We start from the raw sequence: 18,903 nt of genomic DNA, 5'->3' as shown, positions 1-18,903 counted from the left end.
CTTGATCTGACCAGGCGATCGCTGGGATCGCCTGGCTTCGGGTCAGGAGGACCAAGATGGTGATTCATCGTGATCAGCGCCGCGCCGACACGCGGGACGTGCTGGATGAGTTCGAAGCGTGGCTGCTGCGGGAGCGGTCCACGCAAGAGGGCACCGCTGCTGCCTACACCGCCCGCGTCGCGGGGTTCGTGGAGTGGCTTCCCGCGCCGGTCGATCAGTCGCTGAAGACGCTGACCGCGGCGATGCTGACGCAGTGGGTGAACCTGGAAGCGGCACGCGGGCTGAAGGCATCGACCCTGAGCAAGCAGCTGGTGATGCTGCGCTCGTTCCTGCAGTTCTGCCACCGGTCAGGGCGGACCGGGCAGGACTTCTCCGGGGTCGTGCCTCACGCGGCGGCATGGCGGCTCTCGTCGATCCCTGACCCGGTCCCGGCCGGGACGATCGAGGCGTTGTTCGGCACTCTCGATCTGCGGTCGGCGAAGGGGATGCGCGACCGGGCGATCCTGCTGCTGTTGTCCGGTCTGGGCCTGCGGGCCTGCGAGATCGCCGGCCTGCGGTTGGACGACATCGGCTGGCGCACCGGAACCCTGCGCGTCTGTGGGAAGGGCGACAGGGTTGACGAGTTGCCGCTGTCCGAGGATGTGGGGCAGGCGTTGGAGGACTACGTGCTCCACGGCCGCGGCGGCCGGACTGCTGGCGAGGAAGTGTTCTGGACCGTGATCGACCCGGTCCAGCCGCTGACCGCGAACGGTGTCTGCGGGACGATCCGGCAGATCTGCGTCAAGGCTGGGGTGGAGAAGTTCGGCCCGCACCGGCTGCGGCACACGTTCGCGACCGGGATGCTCGCCTCCGGGGCGACGCTGCAAGAGGTTCAAGGGCTGCTACGCCACGCCCACCTGCGCACGACCGCGAACTACACCAAGGTCGACAAGAACCGGCTGAGCGCACTGGCCACCGAGTGGCCGGCAGCGGCATCGGGCAGGTGGTCACGATGAACGGCCTACGCGACCTCCTGGACGACTACCTGGCGACCCGGCGGGCACTCGGGTTCAAGCTGACCGCGCCGGGCAAGGCGCTGGACGGGTTCGTGGGCTGGATGGAAGAGGCCGGCGAGCCCACGATCCGTCGCGACCTGGCGACCGCGTGGGCGGCGCAGTTCTCTCGCGGCACGGTGCTGGAGCGGTTGAACTACGTCCGCCAGTTCGCCGAGCACGTCGCCTGGTTCGACCCCGCGACCGAGGTCCCGATCCTCGACGGGCGCCCCTACGGCGCTCATCGCCCTCGCCCGCTGATCTTCACCAGCGACCAGATCGACACGCTGCTCGCCGCGGCGGGGAGGCTGACCCCGCAGGTCCGGGCCGCGTCCTGGCAAACACTGCTCGGGCTGCTGACGGTGACCGGGATGCGGATCAGCGAGGCCCGCAACCTCAACGACGACGACATCACCACCGACGAGGACGCCAGTGATGGCAGCGGCTGGGCCAAGGTGACCGACACGAAGTTCGGCAAGTCCAGGCTCGTCCCGCTGCACAAGTCCACGATGGACGCGATCCGCCGATACCAGCGGCTCCGGGATCGGACGTTCCCTACCCCGGCCACGACAGCGGTGTTCGTCGCCAGGCGCGGCACCCGGATCGCCCGCTCGACCGCGGGAAACACGTTCCGCGAGATCCGCGAGGCAGCCGGGCTGGCCGGTGGTCCGACCGGACCGGCGGCGAGGTTGCACGACTTCCGGCACACGTTCGCCACGACCACCCTGATCGAGCACATCCGTGTTGGTGGTGATGTCGATCAGATGATGCCGGTCCTGTCGGCGTTCCTCGGACACGTCGGCCCGGAAGCGACCTACTGGTATCTGTCGAACACCCCGGAACTGGCAGCGGCCCTCGCCGAACGCATCCAAGCGAACGGGGCCGGCGATGAGTGACCTCGCGCCGCTGCTGCAACGGTTCTTCACCGACAAGCTCGACCGGCACCTGAACGCCAGCCCGCACACGAAAGCCGCCTACGCCGACACGTTCCGGCTCCTGCTGACCTACGCCCAGCAGGCCACCGGGATCGCCCCATCAGCGTTGACCCTGGCCGATCTGGACGCGGACCTGATCGGCGGATTCCTCCAGCATCTGGAAACCGAGCGCGGCAACTCCGCCGCGACCCGCAACGCCCGCCGGGCCGCACTGCGGTCGTTCTTCAGCTACGCCAGCTACCGGGCACCCGACGCGATCGCAACGATCAGCCAAGTCCTCGCGATCCCCGCGAAACGCACGAAGACCACCCTCGTGTCGTTCCTGACCGCTGCCGAGGCCGAAGCCCTCATCGCAGCCCCGGACACCCGGACCTGGCTCGGGCGCCGAGACCGGCTCCTGCTGCACCTGGGCATCCAAACCGGGTTGCGCGTCAGCGAGCTGACCAGCCTGCACATCGACAGCATCCAGATCGGCCCGCACAGCCAGCTCGAATGCATCGGCAAGGGCCGCAAGCAACGCGTGATCCCGCTCCAGAAGAACACCGTCCAACTCCTCACCGCCTGGCTCAGCGAGCTTCCGTCCACACCGGACGGGCCACTGTTCCCGACGCACGCCGGGACGCCGCTGACCAGGGCTGCGGTCGGCAAGCTCATCGCCCGTCATACCGCTGCCGCGGCCGGCCGGTGTTCTTCGCTGGCCGGGAAGAACGTCACCCCGCACACGCTGCGGCACACCTGCGCAATGAGCCTGCTGCATGCCGGGATCGACACCGCGAGCATCGCGCTCTGGCTCGGGCACTCGAACATCCAGACCACGCAGATCTACCTCCACGCCGACCTCGAACTCAAACGCCGAACCCTGGAACGCGTTCCCGCCGTCGATGAGCGGCCACCAGCTCGCTACCAAGCCTCCGACGCTCTCATCGCGTTCCTCAAGAACCGCTGAACCCCGCACGGTTATGTTGACCGGCTCAGGCGCCGACTCCCACAAGGACAGCGCTCCCAGGACGTCGGTCAGCATAACCCCGAGGTCGACATACCATCGCCAGATCACTGCTCGAGACCGGCGGATTCAGACCCCAACTACACCCTGCATTGTGATGAGCCGCTTTGACGGTCAGACGACATCGTGTTGGCAATGTGTCCCGCCTGTTGGGTTAGCTAGGCTGCATCGCCCAGAGCGACCGCTGCGAGAGTCGCGAGGAAGTCGACGACCTTGTCCTTGAGGTCAGGGTTCGTCATCACAGCCTCGGTCATTGCCGAAGAGTCAGTGGCCACGGAGACCAGCGCCTGGACGACCTTGTCGTGGAACTTGGGTGACGCCTTCAACTGTTCGTCAGTGTTCTCCTTGGACATGGCCTGAACCTCGTCGTCATCGGCGAGCACGCCCCAAGCCGCCTGGGTCCAGGCAGCGCCCGACCCGTCACCGAGGTCAAGACCGCTCGCTGCGAACATCTCGTTGACCTTGTCGATGGCCTCAGCCAGGGCGATCTGCTCGCGTGTCTGCCCGCCGAGAGATCGGTCGCCGTCGTAGGAGGGCGCGGTCAGGTCCGTCGACTCTGAGGCTGTGATCGAGTGGTCCTGCTCTGTCTTGTCGTCAGCTGCGATCGCCAAGCCGACCAGTTCGACAGTGTCGATCTCGATCTTGTCGAACACAAAGTCGACATGGAGGTTGCGTTCCAACAGTCCGGCCAAGATGGCCCGGCGGTGCAGAGACGGATTGCCGTAGTCGATGATTTGGCTCAAGAAGTCCCACGCACTTCGGTAGGCACGCGCGTTCCGGCGGAAGGCGAGTACCTCGTCACGCTCAGGGGTGTCAGGTTCGGTGCTGGCGAAGCTCTTCTTCCACGAATGGATCACCGGGGCAAGCAGGTGTGCCAGTTGCTCCCCGCTGGTGTTCGCCAGGTAGGCATCGGAGATTCCGTACAACTGGTCGTCGTCGTAGTAGCCGGCCAGGTCCAACTTGTCGGCCAGGTTGAACAGCGCGTTGGGATCAGTCTCCTGGGAGATGTAGGCGTCCGAGTAGTAGGTGGCGAAGGAGTCCTGGATGGTCTGCGCGTCATTGCGGAAGTCGAGGACGATGGGCAGAGGCTTACCTGGCGCCGTTCGGTTCAGGCGGGACAGCGTCTGCACGGCAGCGATGCCCGACAATTGCTTGTCGACGTACATGGCGCACAGCAACGGCTCGTCGTAGCCGGTCTGGTACTTGTCGGCGACGATGAGGACACGAGCCTCATCCGACTCCCGGAAGTGCTGCGGTAGTGCCTTCTCCGATATCCCGGTCATGCCCGGCTCGGTGTACTCCTCCCCGTCGACGATGATCTTCCCCGAGAACGCGACCAGGGCGGTCATGTCGTGGTAGCCCTTGTCCGCCAGGTACTTGTTCATCGCCAGGGACCAGCGCACCGCCTCCTCGCGAGAACTCGTGACCACCATGGCCTTGGCCCGCCCCTCGAGGGAGCCCGCGACGTTGGCGCGGAAGTGCTCGACGACGATTTGCACCTTCTGCGCGATGGCCGTCGAATGGAGGCGGATGAACCTGACGATCGAGCTGACTGCTTGTGACTGGTCAACCTTGTAGTCGACCTGATGCTCAGACTCCTCCCCGCTGAGGCTGTCGCGGATCCTGGCGAACATGGAGTACGTCGAGTAGCGCTTCAACACATCGAGGATGAAGCCTTCCTCGATGGCCTGGGCCATGGTGTAGGTGTCGAAGGCCCGCCAGTTGCCTTCGGAGTCTTGCGTGCCGAATAGCCGCAGCGTGCGGTGCTTCGGTGTAGCAGTGAGCGCGATGAAGGTCATGTTGGCAGCCGTGGCGACGGCGGAGCCTTGCGCCAGCAGGAAGTCGTCGCTGGTGAATCCCTGCGCCTGGTCGTCAGGGTCTGGGTCTGCCTCTGGGTGGGCTGCCAAGAGCTTGCGAAGGTCAGAGGCTGCGTCGCCGGTCTGGGAGGAGTGTGCCTCGTCGGCGATGACGCACCACCTGCGCTGCTTGAGCTCGGCAGAGTCGTTGATGATCTTCAGGGCTTCTGGGAAGGACTGCAACGTGACCGTGATGATGTGGTCACCCTCGGTCAGTGCGTCGCGCAATTGCTTGGATTTCGCGCCGGACTTCTCGTCGATGCCCACGACGTAGCCCTTCGAGGCGCCCAGCATGTTGACCGCTCGACGAAGTTGGTCATCGAGCACGCGGCGATCGGAGATGACGATGACCGAGTCGAACACCTTGTCGCCGCCGTGGCCATGCAGCCGGCCGAGGCGGTGGGCGAGCCAGGCGATGGTCTTGGTCTTACCCGAGCCGGCCGAATGCCAGATCAGGTAACGCCCGCCGGCCCCGCGGGAGGCGACGTCGCCGGTGACCTTCTCGACGGCGCGTAGCTGGTGATAGCGGGGAAAGACCAGAGTGCCGTCGTCGCGCATCGCGAAGTTGTTGAGGATCCGCACCAGCGTGGCGGGGGTGAGCACCTCGCGCCACAGGTAGTCGGTGGGTGAACCGGTCTCGGACGGGGCGTTGCCGGCGTGACCGTTGTTGCCCTTGTCGAAGGGGATGAACCGGGTCTCAGCCCCCTTGAGGGCGGTGGTCATCATCACCCGCGTGTTGGACACCACGAAATGCACCAGGCAATGGCCGGGCTGCAGCAGCGGGGTCTTCTTGGTGGGGTTGCGGTCCTTGCGGTACTGCTCGACGGCGTCGTCGGCCTTCTGCGTGTGGTCGGTCTTGAGCTCCAACGTTGCCACCGGCAAACCGTTGACGGTCAGCACCAGATCGATCGTCGAGTTCTTGCTGGGGTCGAAGCGCACCTGCCGCAGCACCCGCAGCAGGTTCTTCTCGTACCACTCCTGCGATGAGGTGAGCAGCGGGTTCTCCGGTGGGAACTCGCACAGCGCGCCGAACTTCCCCGACAGCGCGCCGGTAACCTTCGGCATGTAGTCGAACCCAGACCGCAGCAGGCCGAGCAGCCCGTTGCGTTCCTTGCCAGTGGTCGCGTCGATCAGCGGCTTGGCGGCCAGCACCTCGCAGACCCGCTTCACCAGTTGATGTTCGGCTTGCTGGCGGGCCACACCGGTCAGCGACGGCGGAACGACCCGCTCGTACTCCTTGGGGTAGCGGTTCGCCAGCCACCACAGCAGGTCGCCGACGTGTACGCCCAGTTCCGGCTTCCAGTCCGGGTCTGGTGCGGTGCCGCCGGAGTAGATCCAGCCGGATGCCGCTAGGGAGTCGCAGATGTTCGACTCGAACTCGGATTCGAGAATCTTCGCGTTGCTCATGCAGGCACTTCCTTCCGGCCGGTGACAACCTCGGTGATGAGGGTGGAGCGCCGCTCCACCAACAACTCCTTCAGCCGTTGGGCATCGGCGATCATGTCGTCGATGCGGGCTGTTTGCGCATCCAGTTCAGCGGCAATGTGTCGTTGTTTGTCGAGTGGTGGGACTGGGATCCCCAGTGGCGCCATGTCTTCCCAGTACAGCCGCCATTGAGAAGGCCGAATGCCCTTGGATCGAACACGGTACTGAGGAATCATCCGTGGTGACCGAAGAACAAGATGCAGGTAGCTCGGATCAACGTGGGGGCCAGCCGGCCGACAAACCTGATAGTCCGGGCTGACAATTCCCCTGTGAGCTGACACACCGAGCGAGCCTTGCCATGCCTTCATCTTGTTGATCACCACATCCCCTGGGCGAACCAGTTGGTAAGACGACAAGTTCTCCGGTGTCCTGTTGTGATTGTCATCTATACGAGACGACTTTGGAATAACCCCGTACTCCCGGAAGACCGACAAGACTTCTTCATCCGGATGGCCTTGATCCTTCACCGGCCTCAAGACACTCCACATCGGTTGAAGTGAACCGTCCACGGAAAACGCAGCTTCGAGCGCCGCTTCGTGGGCAGACATCCGTCGCTCCCGCAGCGTCTCCATGAGCCAGTCCAACTCGGCGTCCATCGCGTCGATCTCTGCAGTCTCCCGGTCGAGGTAGTCGGCGATGCGGCGTTGGGTTTCGATGTTAGGGGCTGGGATGCGAAAGCGGCTCACCTTCTCGGTGGTGAAATGCGCCATCGAAACCGTCGAGCACTCAACATCAATAGCGCCGGCTGCAAGCGCTGAGCGCAGAGCGTAGTCCAGGAATCGCCCGTCGCTCGCGTGTGTTGGGCGAAGCCGAATCAGCGAGTTTTGAAACCCCAGGCAAGGAAGATCGTCGCCTAAGCAGGTGCTTCGGCCGACAGCCCCACCTTCGACGACCAGTACGTCGCCCTTGCGCAGATCTAATGCTCCAGCCTCTGCGGGAGAAAACCACATCTCCTTGGCCTCAACCTCAAGCGCGAGCTGGCCATGTGGTTGAACATGCGCTGCTCTCAGGTAGGGACGCCGAACGTCCTCTGCGCTCTTCGCCGCCGGTTGTAGCATCTTGCCCAGTGTGACTTCGGCCAATGCCGCAATGGGTGCCATTTTCACTCTGCATGCACCGCCTTGAACTTCTCCGACAGCGACGCCATGACCTCGAACACGTCGGCGTCGATCTCGTCCAGTGAGCGCATCGGCGTCGGCTTGTAGAACAGGCGGGTGAACGGGATTTCGTAGCCGATCTTGGCGGCCTTCTCGTCCCACGTCGCGTCCGGCGCGAACGGCAACACGTCGCGCTCCATGTGTTCGGTGACGTCCTCGGACAGTGGGATGCGTTCGGTGAGCTTGGAGCCGTCGACCAGCACCGGTTTGCCTTGCCGGTTGACCGCTGGCGGGGCGTCGGGGTCGTCGGACGCCACGGCGTTCATGATCGCGTCGATCAGCCCCAGCGAGACGCGCAGCCCGCGGGTTTTGGCGGCGGCTTTGATGGTGGTCGGCAGGTCGTTCCACGCACCGCTCAGGCCGCGGATGAGGGCTTCGTGCTCCGGCGTGGCGTCCTTGTGGGCCAGGGCCTTCTCAACAGCCTCGTCGGTCACCTCGATGGTGAGGTGGCGGATGCGGTGGACCGGCACGTCGCGGAAGCCCAGGTCATCGGCGGTGACGATCTTGGAGATGTCAGACTCCTCGAAAGCTTCGTAGGCGGACAGAATCTGAGCGCGATCCGCGTCGGTCATCTCGCGGCGCTTGTCGCCCATGCCCTTGGCCATCGGGTGCCAGGCACCGGTGCCGTCGAGCAGTTGGATGCGGCCCTTGCGGTGGGGTTCCTTGTTGGTGTCGAGGATCCACACGTAGGTGGCAATCCCGGTGCCGTAGAACATGTTGGTGGGCAGCGCGATGATGGCGTCGACCAGGTCGGAGGTCAGCAGCCAGGCACGGATGTTGTCCGGCCCCGACCCCGGGCCGCCGGTGAACAACGGGGACCCGTTGGAGACCACGGCGGCACGGCCACCTGCGCCGCCGTCGCCGCGAGGCCTCAGCTTGGAGGCGCAGTGGGCCAGGAACAGCATCTGCCCATCGGAGACCGGCGGCAGGCCGTGGCTGAACCGGGTGCCGGGCATCTTGGCCTGCTCCTCGACGGCCTTGCGGTCGGCTGACCAGTCGGTGCCGAACGGCGGGTTGGAGAGGATGTAGTCGAACGTCTGTTCCTGGTAGAGGTCCTGCAGGAGGGTGTTGCCGCGGCGGATCGCATCGGGGCGGCCGCCTTGGATGAGGAGGTCAGCCTTGCCGATGGCGTAAGCCGTCTCCATCAACTCCTGGCCGTAGAGGCCGACGTCGATGTTGGGGTTGAGCTCGGTCAGCGCACGGGAGGCAACCAGGAGCATGCCGCCGGTGCCCGCCGTCGGGTCATAGACCGAGCGGGTCGGGTGCGAGCCGGCGAGCCCGACGTCGTCGGAGGCGAATAACACATCGACCATCAGGCGGATCGCGTCACGCGGCGTGTAGAACGCACCGGCACCCTTGCCCTTGGTGTTGAACGCCCGGTACATCACGTCTTCGAAAATGTCGCCCATCGCGGTGTCGGTGAGCCTGCCCGGCGACATGTCGAGCGTGGAGAAGTGTTTCACCACACCCCACAGCCGGCCGGAGTTCGCCAGCGTGCGGGCGCGGTCCATGAACTTGAAGTGGGTCCAGATGTCGCGGATCGAATCGGAGAAGCCGGCCAGATAGTGTTCCAGCGACTCGAGGACCTTGTCGTCGGTGGAGGCGATCCTGGTCAGATCCAGCTTCGACGAATTGTAGAAGTGCAGCCCGAACTTCACCTGGATGGTCATGTCCAGCATCTGGCCTGACAGGTTGGTGCCCTCGATGAACTCGAGCACCTGCGGCTTCGACTCGGCCAGGAGACATTCCAGGCGGCGGAGCACGGTGAAGGGGATGATGTAGTCGCCGTAGTCCTCCGGCTCGACCACGCTGCGCAGATAACGGTCGGCTGTCTGCCAGATCGCCTGCTGCATGATGCGGGTGGTCTGTACTTCGGTGGGACCCACGGTGTTCCTTTTCTCGGGTTCCATGCCCGTCTCTGTGCTGACACGGTGGCAGCCTCCCGCAAGGGTTGCCGCGCTGCATGACTTGCTGTGATCGTAGTAGACCCGCACTGTGTGGGTACTGGCCATCTCCGCCTTTGCTCTGGACTACGGTGGTTCCACACAGCGCCCAATGGAAGAGTCATGCAGGTTTCCACCATCCTCGATCAGATCGACAACGGCGACATCGCCCTCCCCGAGTTCCAGCGAGGGTATGTCTGGAACCGGGAGCAAGTCAGAGGGTTGTTCACTTCCCTCTACCGGGGCTACCCCGTTGGGGGGTTCATGACGTGGACGACGCCGGCGGGCTCGGCATCCAGCCGAGCTGATTCCGCACGTTCCGACGGCAACGTCCGGCTCCTCCTCGACGGGCAGCAGCGTGCTACGTCGCTCTACGGTGTTATTCGTGGCCACAAACCTCCCTTCTTCGAGGGCAGGGGCGATGCATTCTCCGGTCTGCACTTCAACGTTGAGGATGAACTGTTCGAGTTCTACGCGCCCGTCAAGATGGGTGACAATCCGCTATGGGTCGACGTCACCGCAGTGATGCAGGACCTCGGGCCCTTCATCGCGAAAATGCACGTCGTGGCGCCCGAGAAGCTGACCACCTATCTTGAGCGGCTCCAGCGGGTCAACAACATCCGCAATCGCGAGGTTCACATCGATGAGGTCACGGGAGCGGACAAGACCATCGACGTCGTCGTCGACATCTTCAACCGGGTCAACTCAGGAGGTACCAAGCTTTCCAAAGGTGACCTCGCCTTGGCGAAGGTGTGTGCGGTATGGCCGGAGGCGCGCTCTCGGATGAACGAGATGAGGGACCGCTGGGCCCAGAACGGCTTTCACTTCAGCCTCGACTGGGTACTCAGGAACGTCAACGCCATCGTCACCGGCGAAGCTCGCTTCATTGCGCTTGCGGAGGTGCCCATCGAGCGCTTCCAAGAAGGTCTCGTTGAGGCCGAGAACCACATCAACCATCTACTCGACATGGTCGGCAGCTACCTCGGGATCGACCATGACCGAGTACTGATGGGCCGCTACGCCTTCCCCATCATGTGCCGCTATCTGCACAACGTGAACAAGCGAAACCTCTCCCCAGCCGAACGTGGGCGGCTACTACGTTGGTACATCCACGCCGGGATGTGGGGACGCTTCGCCGGCTCCACCGAGACTGTCCTCAACCAGGATCTGAGCGCCGTCGACGAAGCGGGATTGGACGGTCTTGAGGCGAACCTCACCCGCTGGCGCGGAGATCTCCGAGTCCGCCCATCGGACTTCGAGGGATACAGCGTGGGCGCCCGCTTCTACCCCGTGCTGTATCTGATGACCCGGACGCAGAATGCGCGAGACTTCGGCGATGGCATCGTGCTTTCCAAAGGCCTTCTGGGGAGAAACTCCGCGCTCGAAGTGCATCACATCTTCCCGAGAGCCCTTCTCTACCGGCATGGCTACGACCGAGCCGAGGTCAACGCTGTGGCCAACTTCTGCTTCCTCACCAAGGGCACCAACATTTCGATTAGTGACCGTGACCCGGCCGAGTACTTCGATGCCGTCGAGGCAACGGCCCCCGGCGCGCTGCAGAGCCAGTGGATTCCCCTTGAGCCCGAACTCCGGTTGGTGGAGAACTACCGCGGCTTCCTCGCACGCCGTCGCGAGCTGCTGGCGGCGAGCATCAACGCCTTCCTCGATGAACTCTCGCACGAGGTGCCCGAGGAACTCACTCCGGCCGGTGCCGCGCACTTTGAATCTGAGGCGGACCCGCGCTCGGCGGAACTTGCGCAGCTGTTCGACGATCTTGAGAACGAAGGGTTCGCGCCGCCCGAGACTGACGTCGAGGTGACCCATCCCGAAACCGGTGAACTCCTCGCAGTGGCGGAGGCCTTTTGGCCGCGAGGGTTGCAGGAAGGGCTGGGAGACCCGGTGGTGCTGGAGCTGGACCCCGAAGCAGCGGAGTTGGAGAGCTTGTCGGTCTTGGGTTACAAAGTGTTCACGACGATCGGGAGCCTGCGGGAATACGTTGAGCGTATGGAACTCCCTGAGGAGAATGCCGAAAGGGACTGAGCAACATTGTCCGTCTTCTTGAGGACGAAGGCCTGGAGCGCAGATTGTCGGAGCTTCCCGATAGGGTCCACTGCATCCAACCAGTAGCCAGATCCTCGAGAAGGGTGCAGGCAATGAAGTCTGTGGAGGAAGCGCCGACGCGCCACGGCCGGATGCCGTCGCTAGAGGCCATCGATGCTGAGATCGCGCTTGCGAAAGCACATCTCCAGCAACTGATGGCGGAGAAGAGCCGCGCCGGTGCCGCAGCCCTTCCGAGTGCGGCTGGGCTCTCCGTCGCGCTCTACACCTGGCAGCAGCAGGCCCTCGAAAACTGGAAGGCCGCGGGCTGCCGCGGAGTGGTCCAAGCGGTCACTGGTGCAGGCAAGACCAGGGTGGGCATCGCTGCCATTGCAGAGGCGCTCAACGCTGGCCGTCGGGCTGTGGTCATCGTCCCCACTCTGGTGCTCGTCAAACAGTGGGTCGCCACGCTGCAGGAGTTGTTGCCTGAAGTCCAAGTGAGCGAACGGATCGGTGACGCGCGGCCATGGCGCGTGCTGGTCACCACCATCCAATCGGCGATGAATCGGCCCGCTGTCCCCTTCGGTGAGCAGGCTCTGCTCGTCGTTGACGAGGCTCATCGTTCGGGCGCAGAAGGATTCTCGATGGCGCTGCGGGCCGGCTTCGACTGGCGACTGGGGTTGACGGCAACCCTCGAGCGTGGCGATGACGGCGACGAGATCCTCAGCGAGTACTTCGGTGGTGTCGTCCACGATCTTGGCTATGAACAAGCTCTGGCTGATGAGCTCATTGCTCCGTTCCGCTTCGCGCAGGTCAGCGTCCCTCTCCTGCCCGCAGAACAGGCCAGGTATCTCCAGCTCACCGAGAACCTCCGCGGCGCTCGTGACGGATTGATACAGCACGGCGTCCACAGCGAAACGATCTCCGGTTTCCTCAAGGCCGTCAGTGATCTGGCCAACGAGCGTTCCGGATCGAAGGCCAGCGGGCTTGCGCGCTACTACATGAAGCTCTTCTCGGAGCGGAGGCGGCTCCTGGCCGAGACCCCGGTCAAAATGGTGGTCCTCGAAGCGTTGAGCGAAGCCATCCGCCGGGCGCACGGCAGCATCGTCTTCACGCAGACGAAGGAAGCGAGCCTCGAAGCTGCGAGGGTGCTTGGGAGTGCGGGCTGCTCGTCGGCCGCCGTTCATGGCGAACTCGACAAGGATTCCCGCGAAGAGCGCATCGATCTCTTCCGCACAGGTGCCGTCACCGCGTTGACCGCGCCGCGCGTGTTGGACGAGGGCGTCGACCTGCCAGATGCGGATCTCGGGATCGTGACTGCTGCCAACCGGAGCCGGCGGCAGATGATCCAGCGGCTTGGGCGTGTGCTGCGTCGGCGGGCAGACAAGCTGGCACGATTCGTCGTTCTGTATGCCGCGGGAACGGTAGAGGACCCTACCGCTGCGGGTCACATCCCGGACTTCTACGACGAGTGCCTGCCGTTTGCTGAGGCGTCCCAGGTCTTTGACCTCAGCGAGGATGGGCAGCTGGGGAGCCTGCTGAGCTTCTTGGGTGTCGACGGCGTGGGCGACGCGCAGTTGCCGCGACGCGACGGCGCGGCGGAGGATCCGCCGCCCCCGCCTGCCGGTCAGCAGCCCGAAAGGCCCAGCCCCGCGTCGGGCCGCCTACTGGCTGACCACCGTCCGGCCAAGCAACCGGATCTGGCGACGGAGGAAGATCCGGAGCCAGCCGCCCAGTTGGGGGAGACGCTCTGGACGGATGACCTCGTCAAGTTCTATCTGACAAAGATCGGCCAGTATCCGTTGCTGAGTGCTGAGCAAGAGGTTGACCTGTCTCGAAGCGTTGAGGCAGGGCTTTATGCCCGGCACCTGATGGACTCTGGGGATTCCCGCCATGACAGGGCTGACCTTGAGGTTCTGGAACGCAAAGGCCAGGAAGCCCGGGAGCAGACGATCTGCTCCAACCTCCGGCTGGTGGTGTCGCTCGCCAAGCGCTACACGGGCAGAGGCCTTGAGTTTCTGGATCTCATCCAGGAGGGCAATATCGGCCTGATGCACGCCGTCGAGATGTTCGACTACAGGCGGGGCAACAAGTTCTCGACCTACGCCACCTGGTGGATCAAGCAGGCCGTAACCAGGGGATTGGCTGATCGAGGCTCGACGATCCGTATCCCCGTGCACATGTATGAGAAGAAGGTGCGCATCGAGCGTTTCAGGCGCGAACGAGGCCTCTCGTGGACCGCGCTCTGCGCAGAGCTTCCAGACGGTATCGCCGAACTGGACGTCACCGGCGATGAGGTGGCAAGACTTGCCCGCCTCTCTCGCCCGATCATCAGCACCGAGTGGCTGTCGGAGGAAGTGGAAGACTCCGTCATCTTCGAACCCCTCGACGGCCATGCTCATGATGCGGCAACGGAGCTTGTCGAACGACGGGCGCTGAAGCAGCAGTTCGAGACGCTCTTCAGCCCGCTGGCCCACGAGGATCCGCGCACCGCGTTCGTCCTGAAAGCTCGATATGGCCTCCTGACCGGTGAGCCCGAAACGCTGGAGGTTATCGGCCAACGTCTTAGGGTGACCCGCGAGCGCATCCGCCAGATCGAGAAGATGGGGATGACCCGTCTCCGAGAGATTGCTGAAGAGCAGGAGGCGAAGTCGCGTCTGCTCAGCGAAGGTGGTGGCGCGCCCAGCGGAGAGCGCGTCGTGACGCCCCGCCTGCAGGAGTTGCTGAAGCGTGCAGCGCAGACGAGACAGCTACGCCGCAAGCAGATCCTGTCCGCAGCCAGACAAGCAGGGCCTGCTCCGCGTCGGGCTGCCCCGGGTGAGGCTGGGGCAGTTGAACCAGCCGTGCCGCGGCGCGCGATGGTGTGACTTGAAGCCGAGCCAGCCCCTGGCGGGGGCTGGCTCGGCGCGAGTGCCGACGTCGCTCGTCGGGGTCAGAATGGGCCATGCACTCCACCTGGTTCGACCCCAGTCCTGAGTGTTCGACCTCCGGTGTACCCCCTCGACGGATTGAGACCCGCGGCGGTTCAGAAACGAAGTCAACCCTTCGTTGAGCTAGTTCTGTCAGAGTCCGGCGATATCGTCCCTACATGAGGCAGAAGACATCTCTGTGCAGTCTCGATGTGCATGTGGACTTCTACATGCGTGGCTGCTCGGATGGCCGACATATTGACGCGGCAGTGGGGGTACTCATGCAGGTGCTGCGCGATACCGGGCTGTCCTACAGTCTCTACGCCGAGATTGATGCCGAGGAGCAGTTTCGTGACCGGCTGGAACTGGCCGAGGCTGGGGGACTGAAACCAAGCGACCACGTGAAGAGCATCGAGGGTCAGCCGACGATCGATATGTTCGAGATCCGCTGGGAAGTTTCCGGGGGAGTGGAGCAACTCGGTGGAGGAGGGCAACGGGGAGTTGCGGTGCATGTTCGCCTTCTCTACATCGAACCGGACTTTCGTAGTTGTGCCGTGGGGCTCCATGTGTTCGAAAAGTGGGTCGGTGGGTCACCGCGTCAAGTCCGTCGGGCCCAAGATGAGGAGATTGACTTCGCAGTACGCCTCTACGCAGAGGAGTACGGGGCACGCTGGGGCATTCCGGAACTTCAGGAACGAATCCGCTGATTTGACACGGGTGATAAGTTATAGCTTATGTCGGAGTCGAGGGAGATCATTCGTTCCCGGGCACGTTCGCTCGCTTTGGCCCAGCGGGGGCTCTTGTCGGAACTCGTTGCGCTGCGCCAGCAGCACCAACTCACGCAGGCGATGGTTGCTGAGCGGATGGGAGTGTCTCAGGCCGCGGTGTCTCAGTTTGAGCGCTATGACGCCAACCCAACGTTGAGCACGATCCGCCGTTATGCCCTGGCCGTGGGCGCCCGCCTTGAGCACCGCGTCATCGACGACCAGGACGGCTATGTCGAGTCACGGGTAGGAAATGTCATCCCGTTCCCGGCCCCCCGGGTTAGACGCCTAGCGGGAGTGGACTGGGCCGGGGTGAGGGCACAGGTGGCCCAGCATGGTTAACGACGCGCTGCAGGAGCTTGTCAAGGCCGCGAACCTCGAAACGATTGACTTTCAGGAGCTCGCTGCGCGGAAACGCGATGTGGTGCGGCAGGAGGGAGACGTTCTCGGACCGTCTTACTACCTGCGACTTGAGCGGGCACGCGCCGAGGATGGAAGGGTTCTGTTCCGCATCTATCTCCGCATGGAGCTGGAGCTGCCGGATGCTGAGTTCGTTGTGGAGCCCGCAGCGATCTACTCCGTGGAGGGCGAGGGTGAGCGGCTAATGGACAAAGCGACCATGAACGCGTTCGCTAACGAGGTTGGCATCATGGTCCTGCTTCCTTATATGCGCCAAGCTCTGGCTGACGTGTCCGCAAGGGTGCTGGGAGAGCCTCTGCTCATGCCCATCCTGCAGCGCGGTCAGCTTGTTTTCGACGAGGCGGACCTGGCCGAGGACAGCTAGTGGTCGTCAGTCGGCGTCCCTCTTTGCTTGACGCTCGCCTTGTGGGGAATCGCGCTTTACTCCGCCGGAACGGACCCTGTGGGCGATGATGAGTCATGGACTCCATCTGGTTCGACCTTCATCCGGAACTGACTGACACAGACCACATCGACTTGGGCGGGTTGCCGCCCGAGACGGTCATCGTCGGGGCTGGACTCACCGGGCTCGCCGTCGGCGTGCTGCTGGCCCGGTCCGGGCAGGACGTCGTCATCCTCGAGGATCAACGTGTGGGTGCCGTCACGACGGGGCACACCACAGCGAAGCTGTCGCTGTTGCAGGGCAGCCAGTTCTCGACGATCCTGGACCGGCACTCGCCGGAGATGCTCGCCGCCTACCTGGAGGCCAACCGCGAGGGGCAGGCCTGGCTGCGTCGTTTCATGGACGAGAAGGGCGTTGAGTATCAGGTTCGCGACGCGTGGACCTATGCCACGACGGAGAAGGGCCTCAAGGAGTTGGGGGCGGAGCATGAGGCGTGCCGGCAGGTGGGGCTCGCCGTCGAGATGGCGGAGCCCACCGAGCTGCCGTTTGAAGTGGCCGGTGCGCTGCGCCTGCCCGATCAGCTGCAGATCGACCCACTCCTCGTGCTCGACGCCCTGCGCGCCCAGTTCGTGGAACACGGCGGGGTGCTCGTCGAGGGAGTGCGGGTCACCGACGCCACGTCGAGCCAGCCGGTGGAGATCACCACCAGCCGCGGGAAGCTCACGGCCCGCCAGGTGATCCTCGCCACCGGGGCTCCGTTCCTGGACAGGGGAGGGCACTTCGCCAAGCTGGTGCCGCAGCGCTCCTACGTCACGATGCACAAACCCGCCGGGTCCATCCCGCAGGGGATGTACCTGAGCATCGATGCGCCGACGAGGTCGCTGCGCACCGTCGAGACGTCCCAGGGGCAGCTGCTCATGGTGGGTGGGAGTGGTCACGTGACGGGGAGGACCGATCGGGAGTCGGAGGCTGTTGACAGTCTCGAGGCCTGGACGAAGGAACACTTCCCTGGAGCGGAGATGACGCATGCATGGTCGGCGCAGGATTACGAGCCGCACGACACGTTGCCTTTCGCCGGCCCGCTGCCCAGGGCCGGCGGGTCCATCTACGCCGCCACGGGCTATAACAAGTGGGGAATGACCAACGCGGTGGCGGCAGCGCTTAACCTCAGCCAGCAGATCCTGGGCGGGCACATGGCGTGGGCTGATGTGCTCAACAGTCCTTCGCTGAAGCTGGGCACCGTGGCCGACGTGGCCAAGAATTCGGTGGCGGTGGCGGGGGAGATGACGAAGGACTGGGTTGCTGCGGAGCTGAAGTCGCTGCCGGATGAGGCGCCTGCGGAGGGTGAGGGCATCGTCGGACGGGTGGATGGAAAGCCCGTGGGGATGTCCACCGTGAACGGGGTCACCTGCAAGGTCTCGGGCGTCTGCACGCACCTGGGCGGGGTGCTGAAGTGGAACGACGAGGCCTCGTCGTGGGACTGCCCGCTGCACGGGTCGCGGTTCGCTGCGGATGGGAAGCGGTTGGAAGGTCCGGCAGCCGAGGACCTGAACCAGTTGAGCTAGGAGCCCAGGGTTCAGGCGTCCTCGTGCGGGAAGAACTCGACCGTTTCGCACTGCTGACAGTAGGTCGCCCCGCCATTGAGAAGGGCGTCCGCGCCGTACTCCTTCTTCAAGGCCAGATAGGTGGACCGGTCCTTGAGGGCACCCTGGGCCGGGTCGATGGTGTGCAACGTGACGGCAGAGCAGGCCTCGCACTGCATCGGGTCGTCGGCGCTGTCGAGCCACTGCTCCTCGAAGTCGGTGCCCACGATGCTGAAGTTGTCGCACTCGGTGCAGTACCAGGCGAAGACGATGTCGTCGTACTTCTTCCCGGCCCTGTTGAGCATGAAGGCGATCTCATCCGTGCTCTCAGCCCAGGCGTCGTTGGGGCGCGTCACTTCGATGGGGGAGAGGCAGTAGTCACACCGGGAACTGCGGAGGGTGGCGACGATCTCGTCCAGGCTGGTCCCCGTGCCTGCCGCAGCATCCGACGGGGCTGCGCCGCCGTCGGGATGCTTCTTCACTCGCTTGACCATCAGAGCTCCTTCCTTCCGGCGAAGTCTAGGCGAGACAAGGCAGACTGGAACCCACGACGTCCTGCACAGCCAGGGCAGGAAGGAACCCCATGATCGATCTTCCTCCCATCACCTGGCAAGCGGTGCTCACCGGCCTCGCCGTCGTCGCCGGCGGAATCATCGTCGGCAACCTCGTGCGGATCCTGCTGGCGAAGTTCTTGGCCTTCCGCCAACGCAGCGCCAGCTCCACCCGCGTCTTCTCCCAGCTCACACAGGGCGTCATCATCGTGCTGACCACCGCGGCCGCGCTCACCGTCGTGTTCCCCAGCGTCAAACCCGTCGACGTCTTGGGCGGCATCACCATCATCTCCCTGGCCGCAGGCATCGCCTTCCAGACCGTGCTGGGCAATATGTTCGCCGGCATCGTCATCCTCGCGCGCGATCGGTTCCGGGTCGGCGACCAGATCCAGGTCATGGGCCACTCCGGCACCGTCAGCGAAATGGGCCTCTCCCACGCCGCAATGCGCACCTTCGACGGGCGGCTGGTGCTCATTCCCAACTCCGCCATCCACTCCGAGATAGTTACCGTGCAGACAGGCTACGAACGCGTGCGCTCCGCTGTGATGGTGGACCTCGACGACGCCGTCAACCTCACCAAGGCCCGTGAGGTCGCCCTCAAAGCGATGCGCGACATCCCCGCAGTGCTCGACCAGCCTGAACCCGAAGCCCTGCTACGCGAAATCGGCACCGCCACAGTCCGGATGGAGCTGCGATTCTGGTCAGGCGCCCGGCAACTCGAAACTCGCCACGCCCAGGATGCAGTCATCCAAAGCGTGCTGGAAGCCTTCCGCGAGGAGAAGGTCAAGAGCGGCGACGAGGTGGTCACCGTGCGGCTCGTCGACGCGGGGGTTGCGCAAAGCTAACG

Annotated in this window: 14 protein-coding genes; 10 read left to right on the top strand and 4 right to left on the bottom strand. The window is 64.2% G+C overall.

Annotation, left to right across the window (positions count from 1 at the left end; translation table 11 throughout):
• Window positions 1-56: 56 nt before the first annotated feature.
• The 3 genes from BN1186_RS06810 to BN1186_RS06800 are packed head-to-tail and all read left to right on the top strand — an operon-like array spanning window position 57 to window position 2,912.
• Window positions 57-995 (top strand): tyrosine-type recombinase/integrase, encoded by a 939-nt coding sequence (locus BN1186_RS06810; protein WP_052459764.1) that lies wholly within the window; start codon window positions 57-59, stop codon window positions 993-995.
• Window positions 992-1,927: a tyrosine-type recombinase/integrase gene (locus tag BN1186_RS06805; protein WP_040282820.1), complete on the top strand. Its 936-nt coding sequence runs from the start codon at window positions 992-994 to the stop codon at window positions 1,925-1,927. The genes BN1186_RS06810 and BN1186_RS06805 overlap by 4 nt, the downstream gene beginning before the upstream one ends.
• Window positions 1,920-2,912 (top strand): tyrosine-type recombinase/integrase, encoded by a 993-nt coding sequence (locus BN1186_RS06800; protein WP_040282704.1) that lies wholly within the window; start codon window positions 1,920-1,922, stop codon window positions 2,910-2,912. The genes BN1186_RS06805 and BN1186_RS06800 overlap by 8 nt, the downstream gene beginning before the upstream one ends.
• A 215-nt stretch (window positions 2,913-3,127) precedes the next feature.
• Here BN1186_RS06800 and BN1186_RS06795 read toward each other — a convergent pair whose 3' ends face one another.
• From BN1186_RS06795 to BN1186_RS06785, 3 genes are read right to left on the bottom strand one after another with little or no spacing between them, the layout of a single operon-like run.
• Window positions 3,128-6,232 (bottom strand): type I restriction endonuclease subunit R, encoded by a 3,105-nt coding sequence (locus BN1186_RS06795; protein WP_040283343.1) that lies wholly within the window; start codon window positions 6,230-6,232, stop codon window positions 3,128-3,130.
• Complete coding sequence (locus tag BN1186_RS06790) at window positions 6,229-7,410, bottom strand: restriction endonuclease subunit S (protein WP_052459884.1); 1,182 nt, start codon at window positions 7,408-7,410, stop codon at window positions 6,229-6,231. The genes BN1186_RS06795 and BN1186_RS06790 overlap by 4 nt, the downstream gene beginning before the upstream one ends.
• Before the next feature lie 2 nt (window positions 7,411-7,412).
• A complete protein-coding gene (locus tag BN1186_RS06785; protein WP_052459883.1) occupies window positions 7,413-9,377 on the bottom strand; it encodes a type I restriction-modification system subunit M in 1,965 nt (654 codons plus the stop codon).
• 156 nt (window positions 9,378-9,533) lie between these two features.
• On the opposite strand from BN1186_RS06785, the gene BN1186_RS06780 reads away from it, so the two are divergent.
• The 6 genes from BN1186_RS06780 to BN1186_RS06755 all read left to right on the top strand — a co-directional run bounded on the left by BN1186_RS06780 (window position 9,534) and on the right by BN1186_RS06755 (window position 17,487).
• Window positions 9,534-11,450: a GmrSD restriction endonuclease domain-containing protein gene (locus BN1186_RS06780; protein WP_040283342.1), complete on the top strand. Its 1,917-nt coding sequence runs from the start codon at window positions 9,534-9,536 to the stop codon at window positions 11,448-11,450.
• Window positions 11,451-11,563: 113 nt separating this feature from the next.
• The gene (locus tag BN1186_RS06775; RefSeq protein WP_052459882.1) at window positions 11,564-14,314 is read left to right on the top strand and encodes a sigma-70 family RNA polymerase sigma factor; all 2,751 of its coding nucleotides are present in this window, start codon (window positions 11,564-11,566) and stop codon (window positions 14,312-14,314) included.
• Between the two features lie 221 nt (window positions 14,315-14,535).
• Window positions 14,536-15,063, top strand: coding sequence for a hypothetical protein (locus tag BN1186_RS06770; RefSeq protein WP_139650908.1), 528 nt, complete (start codon window positions 14,536-14,538; stop codon window positions 15,061-15,063).
• Between the two features lie 93 nt (window positions 15,064-15,156).
• Window positions 15,157-15,462: a helix-turn-helix domain-containing protein gene (locus tag BN1186_RS06765; protein ID WP_218975413.1), complete on the top strand. Its 306-nt coding sequence runs from the start codon at window positions 15,157-15,159 to the stop codon at window positions 15,460-15,462.
• Window positions 15,455-15,904: a hypothetical protein gene (locus BN1186_RS06760; protein WP_040283340.1), complete on the top strand. Its 450-nt coding sequence runs from the start codon at window positions 15,455-15,457 to the stop codon at window positions 15,902-15,904. The genes BN1186_RS06765 and BN1186_RS06760 overlap by 8 nt, the downstream gene beginning before the upstream one ends.
• Window positions 15,905-15,999: 95 nt before the next feature.
• Window positions 16,000-17,487, top strand: a complete 1,488-nt coding sequence (locus tag BN1186_RS06755; protein ID WP_040283339.1) for an FAD-dependent oxidoreductase — start codon at window positions 16,000-16,002, stop codon at window positions 17,485-17,487.
• An 11-nt stretch (window positions 17,488-17,498) separates the two neighbouring features.
• Here the strand turns inward: BN1186_RS06755 and BN1186_RS06750 are convergent, their stop codons facing one another.
• A complete protein-coding gene (locus tag BN1186_RS06750; RefSeq protein WP_040283338.1) occupies window positions 17,499-17,999 on the bottom strand; it encodes a hypothetical protein in 501 nt (166 codons plus the stop codon).
• A gap of 89 nt (window positions 18,000-18,088) precedes the next feature.
• Here BN1186_RS06750 and BN1186_RS06745 point away from each other — a divergent pair, with 89 nt between their 5' ends.
• Complete coding sequence (locus tag BN1186_RS06745) at window positions 18,089-18,901, top strand: mechanosensitive ion channel family protein (RefSeq protein WP_040283337.1); 813 nt, start codon at window positions 18,089-18,091, stop codon at window positions 18,899-18,901.
• Window positions 18,902-18,903 lie beyond the last annotated feature (2 nt).

This window comes from Tessaracoccus massiliensis, from assembly GCF_000826065.2.
Classification (GTDB): Bacteria; Actinomycetota; Actinomycetes; order Propionibacteriales; family Propionibacteriaceae; genus Arachnia; species Arachnia massiliensis_A.
Note: the sequence above shows the minus strand (reverse complement) of the source record. Positions and strands in the feature narration are given on the sequence as shown.

What these genes read in the sequence shown, in the direction of transcription:
- BN1186_RS06810 (WP_052459764.1), top strand. Translation starts at nt 57, where the DNA reads ATGGTGATTCATCGTGATCAGCGCCGCGCCGACACGCGGGACGTGCTG.
- BN1186_RS06795 (WP_040283343.1), bottom strand. Translation starts at nt 6,232, where the DNA reads ATGAGCAACGCGAAGATTCTCGAATCCGAGTTCGAGTCGAACATCTGC.
- BN1186_RS06805 (WP_040282820.1), top strand. Translation starts at nt 992, where the DNA reads ATGAACGGCCTACGCGACCTCCTGGACGACTACCTGGCGACCCGGCGG.
- BN1186_RS06785 (WP_052459883.1), bottom strand. Translation starts at nt 9,377, where the DNA reads ATGGAACCCGAGAAAAGGAACACCGTGGGTCCCACCGAAGTACAGACC.
- BN1186_RS06760 (WP_040283340.1), top strand. Translation starts at nt 15,455, where the DNA reads ATGGTTAACGACGCGCTGCAGGAGCTTGTCAAGGCCGCGAACCTCGAA.
- BN1186_RS06775 (WP_052459882.1), top strand. Translation starts at nt 11,564, where the DNA reads ATGAAGTCTGTGGAGGAAGCGCCGACGCGCCACGGCCGGATGCCGTCG.
- BN1186_RS06770 (WP_139650908.1), top strand. Translation starts at nt 14,536, where the DNA reads ATGAGGCAGAAGACATCTCTGTGCAGTCTCGATGTGCATGTGGACTTC.
- BN1186_RS06780 (WP_040283342.1), top strand. Translation starts at nt 9,534, where the DNA reads ATGCAGGTTTCCACCATCCTCGATCAGATCGACAACGGCGACATCGCC.
- BN1186_RS06800 (WP_040282704.1), top strand. Translation starts at nt 1,920, where the DNA reads ATGAGTGACCTCGCGCCGCTGCTGCAACGGTTCTTCACCGACAAGCTC.
- BN1186_RS06790 (WP_052459884.1), bottom strand. Translation starts at nt 7,410, where the DNA reads ATGGCACCCATTGCGGCATTGGCCGAAGTCACACTGGGCAAGATGCTA.
- BN1186_RS06750 (WP_040283338.1), bottom strand. Translation starts at nt 17,999, where the DNA reads ATGGTCAAGCGAGTGAAGAAGCATCCCGACGGCGGCGCAGCCCCGTCG.
- BN1186_RS06745 (WP_040283337.1), top strand. Translation starts at nt 18,089, where the DNA reads ATGATCGATCTTCCTCCCATCACCTGGCAAGCGGTGCTCACCGGCCTC.
- BN1186_RS06755 (WP_040283339.1), top strand. Translation starts at nt 16,000, where the DNA reads ATGGACTCCATCTGGTTCGACCTTCATCCGGAACTGACTGACACAGAC.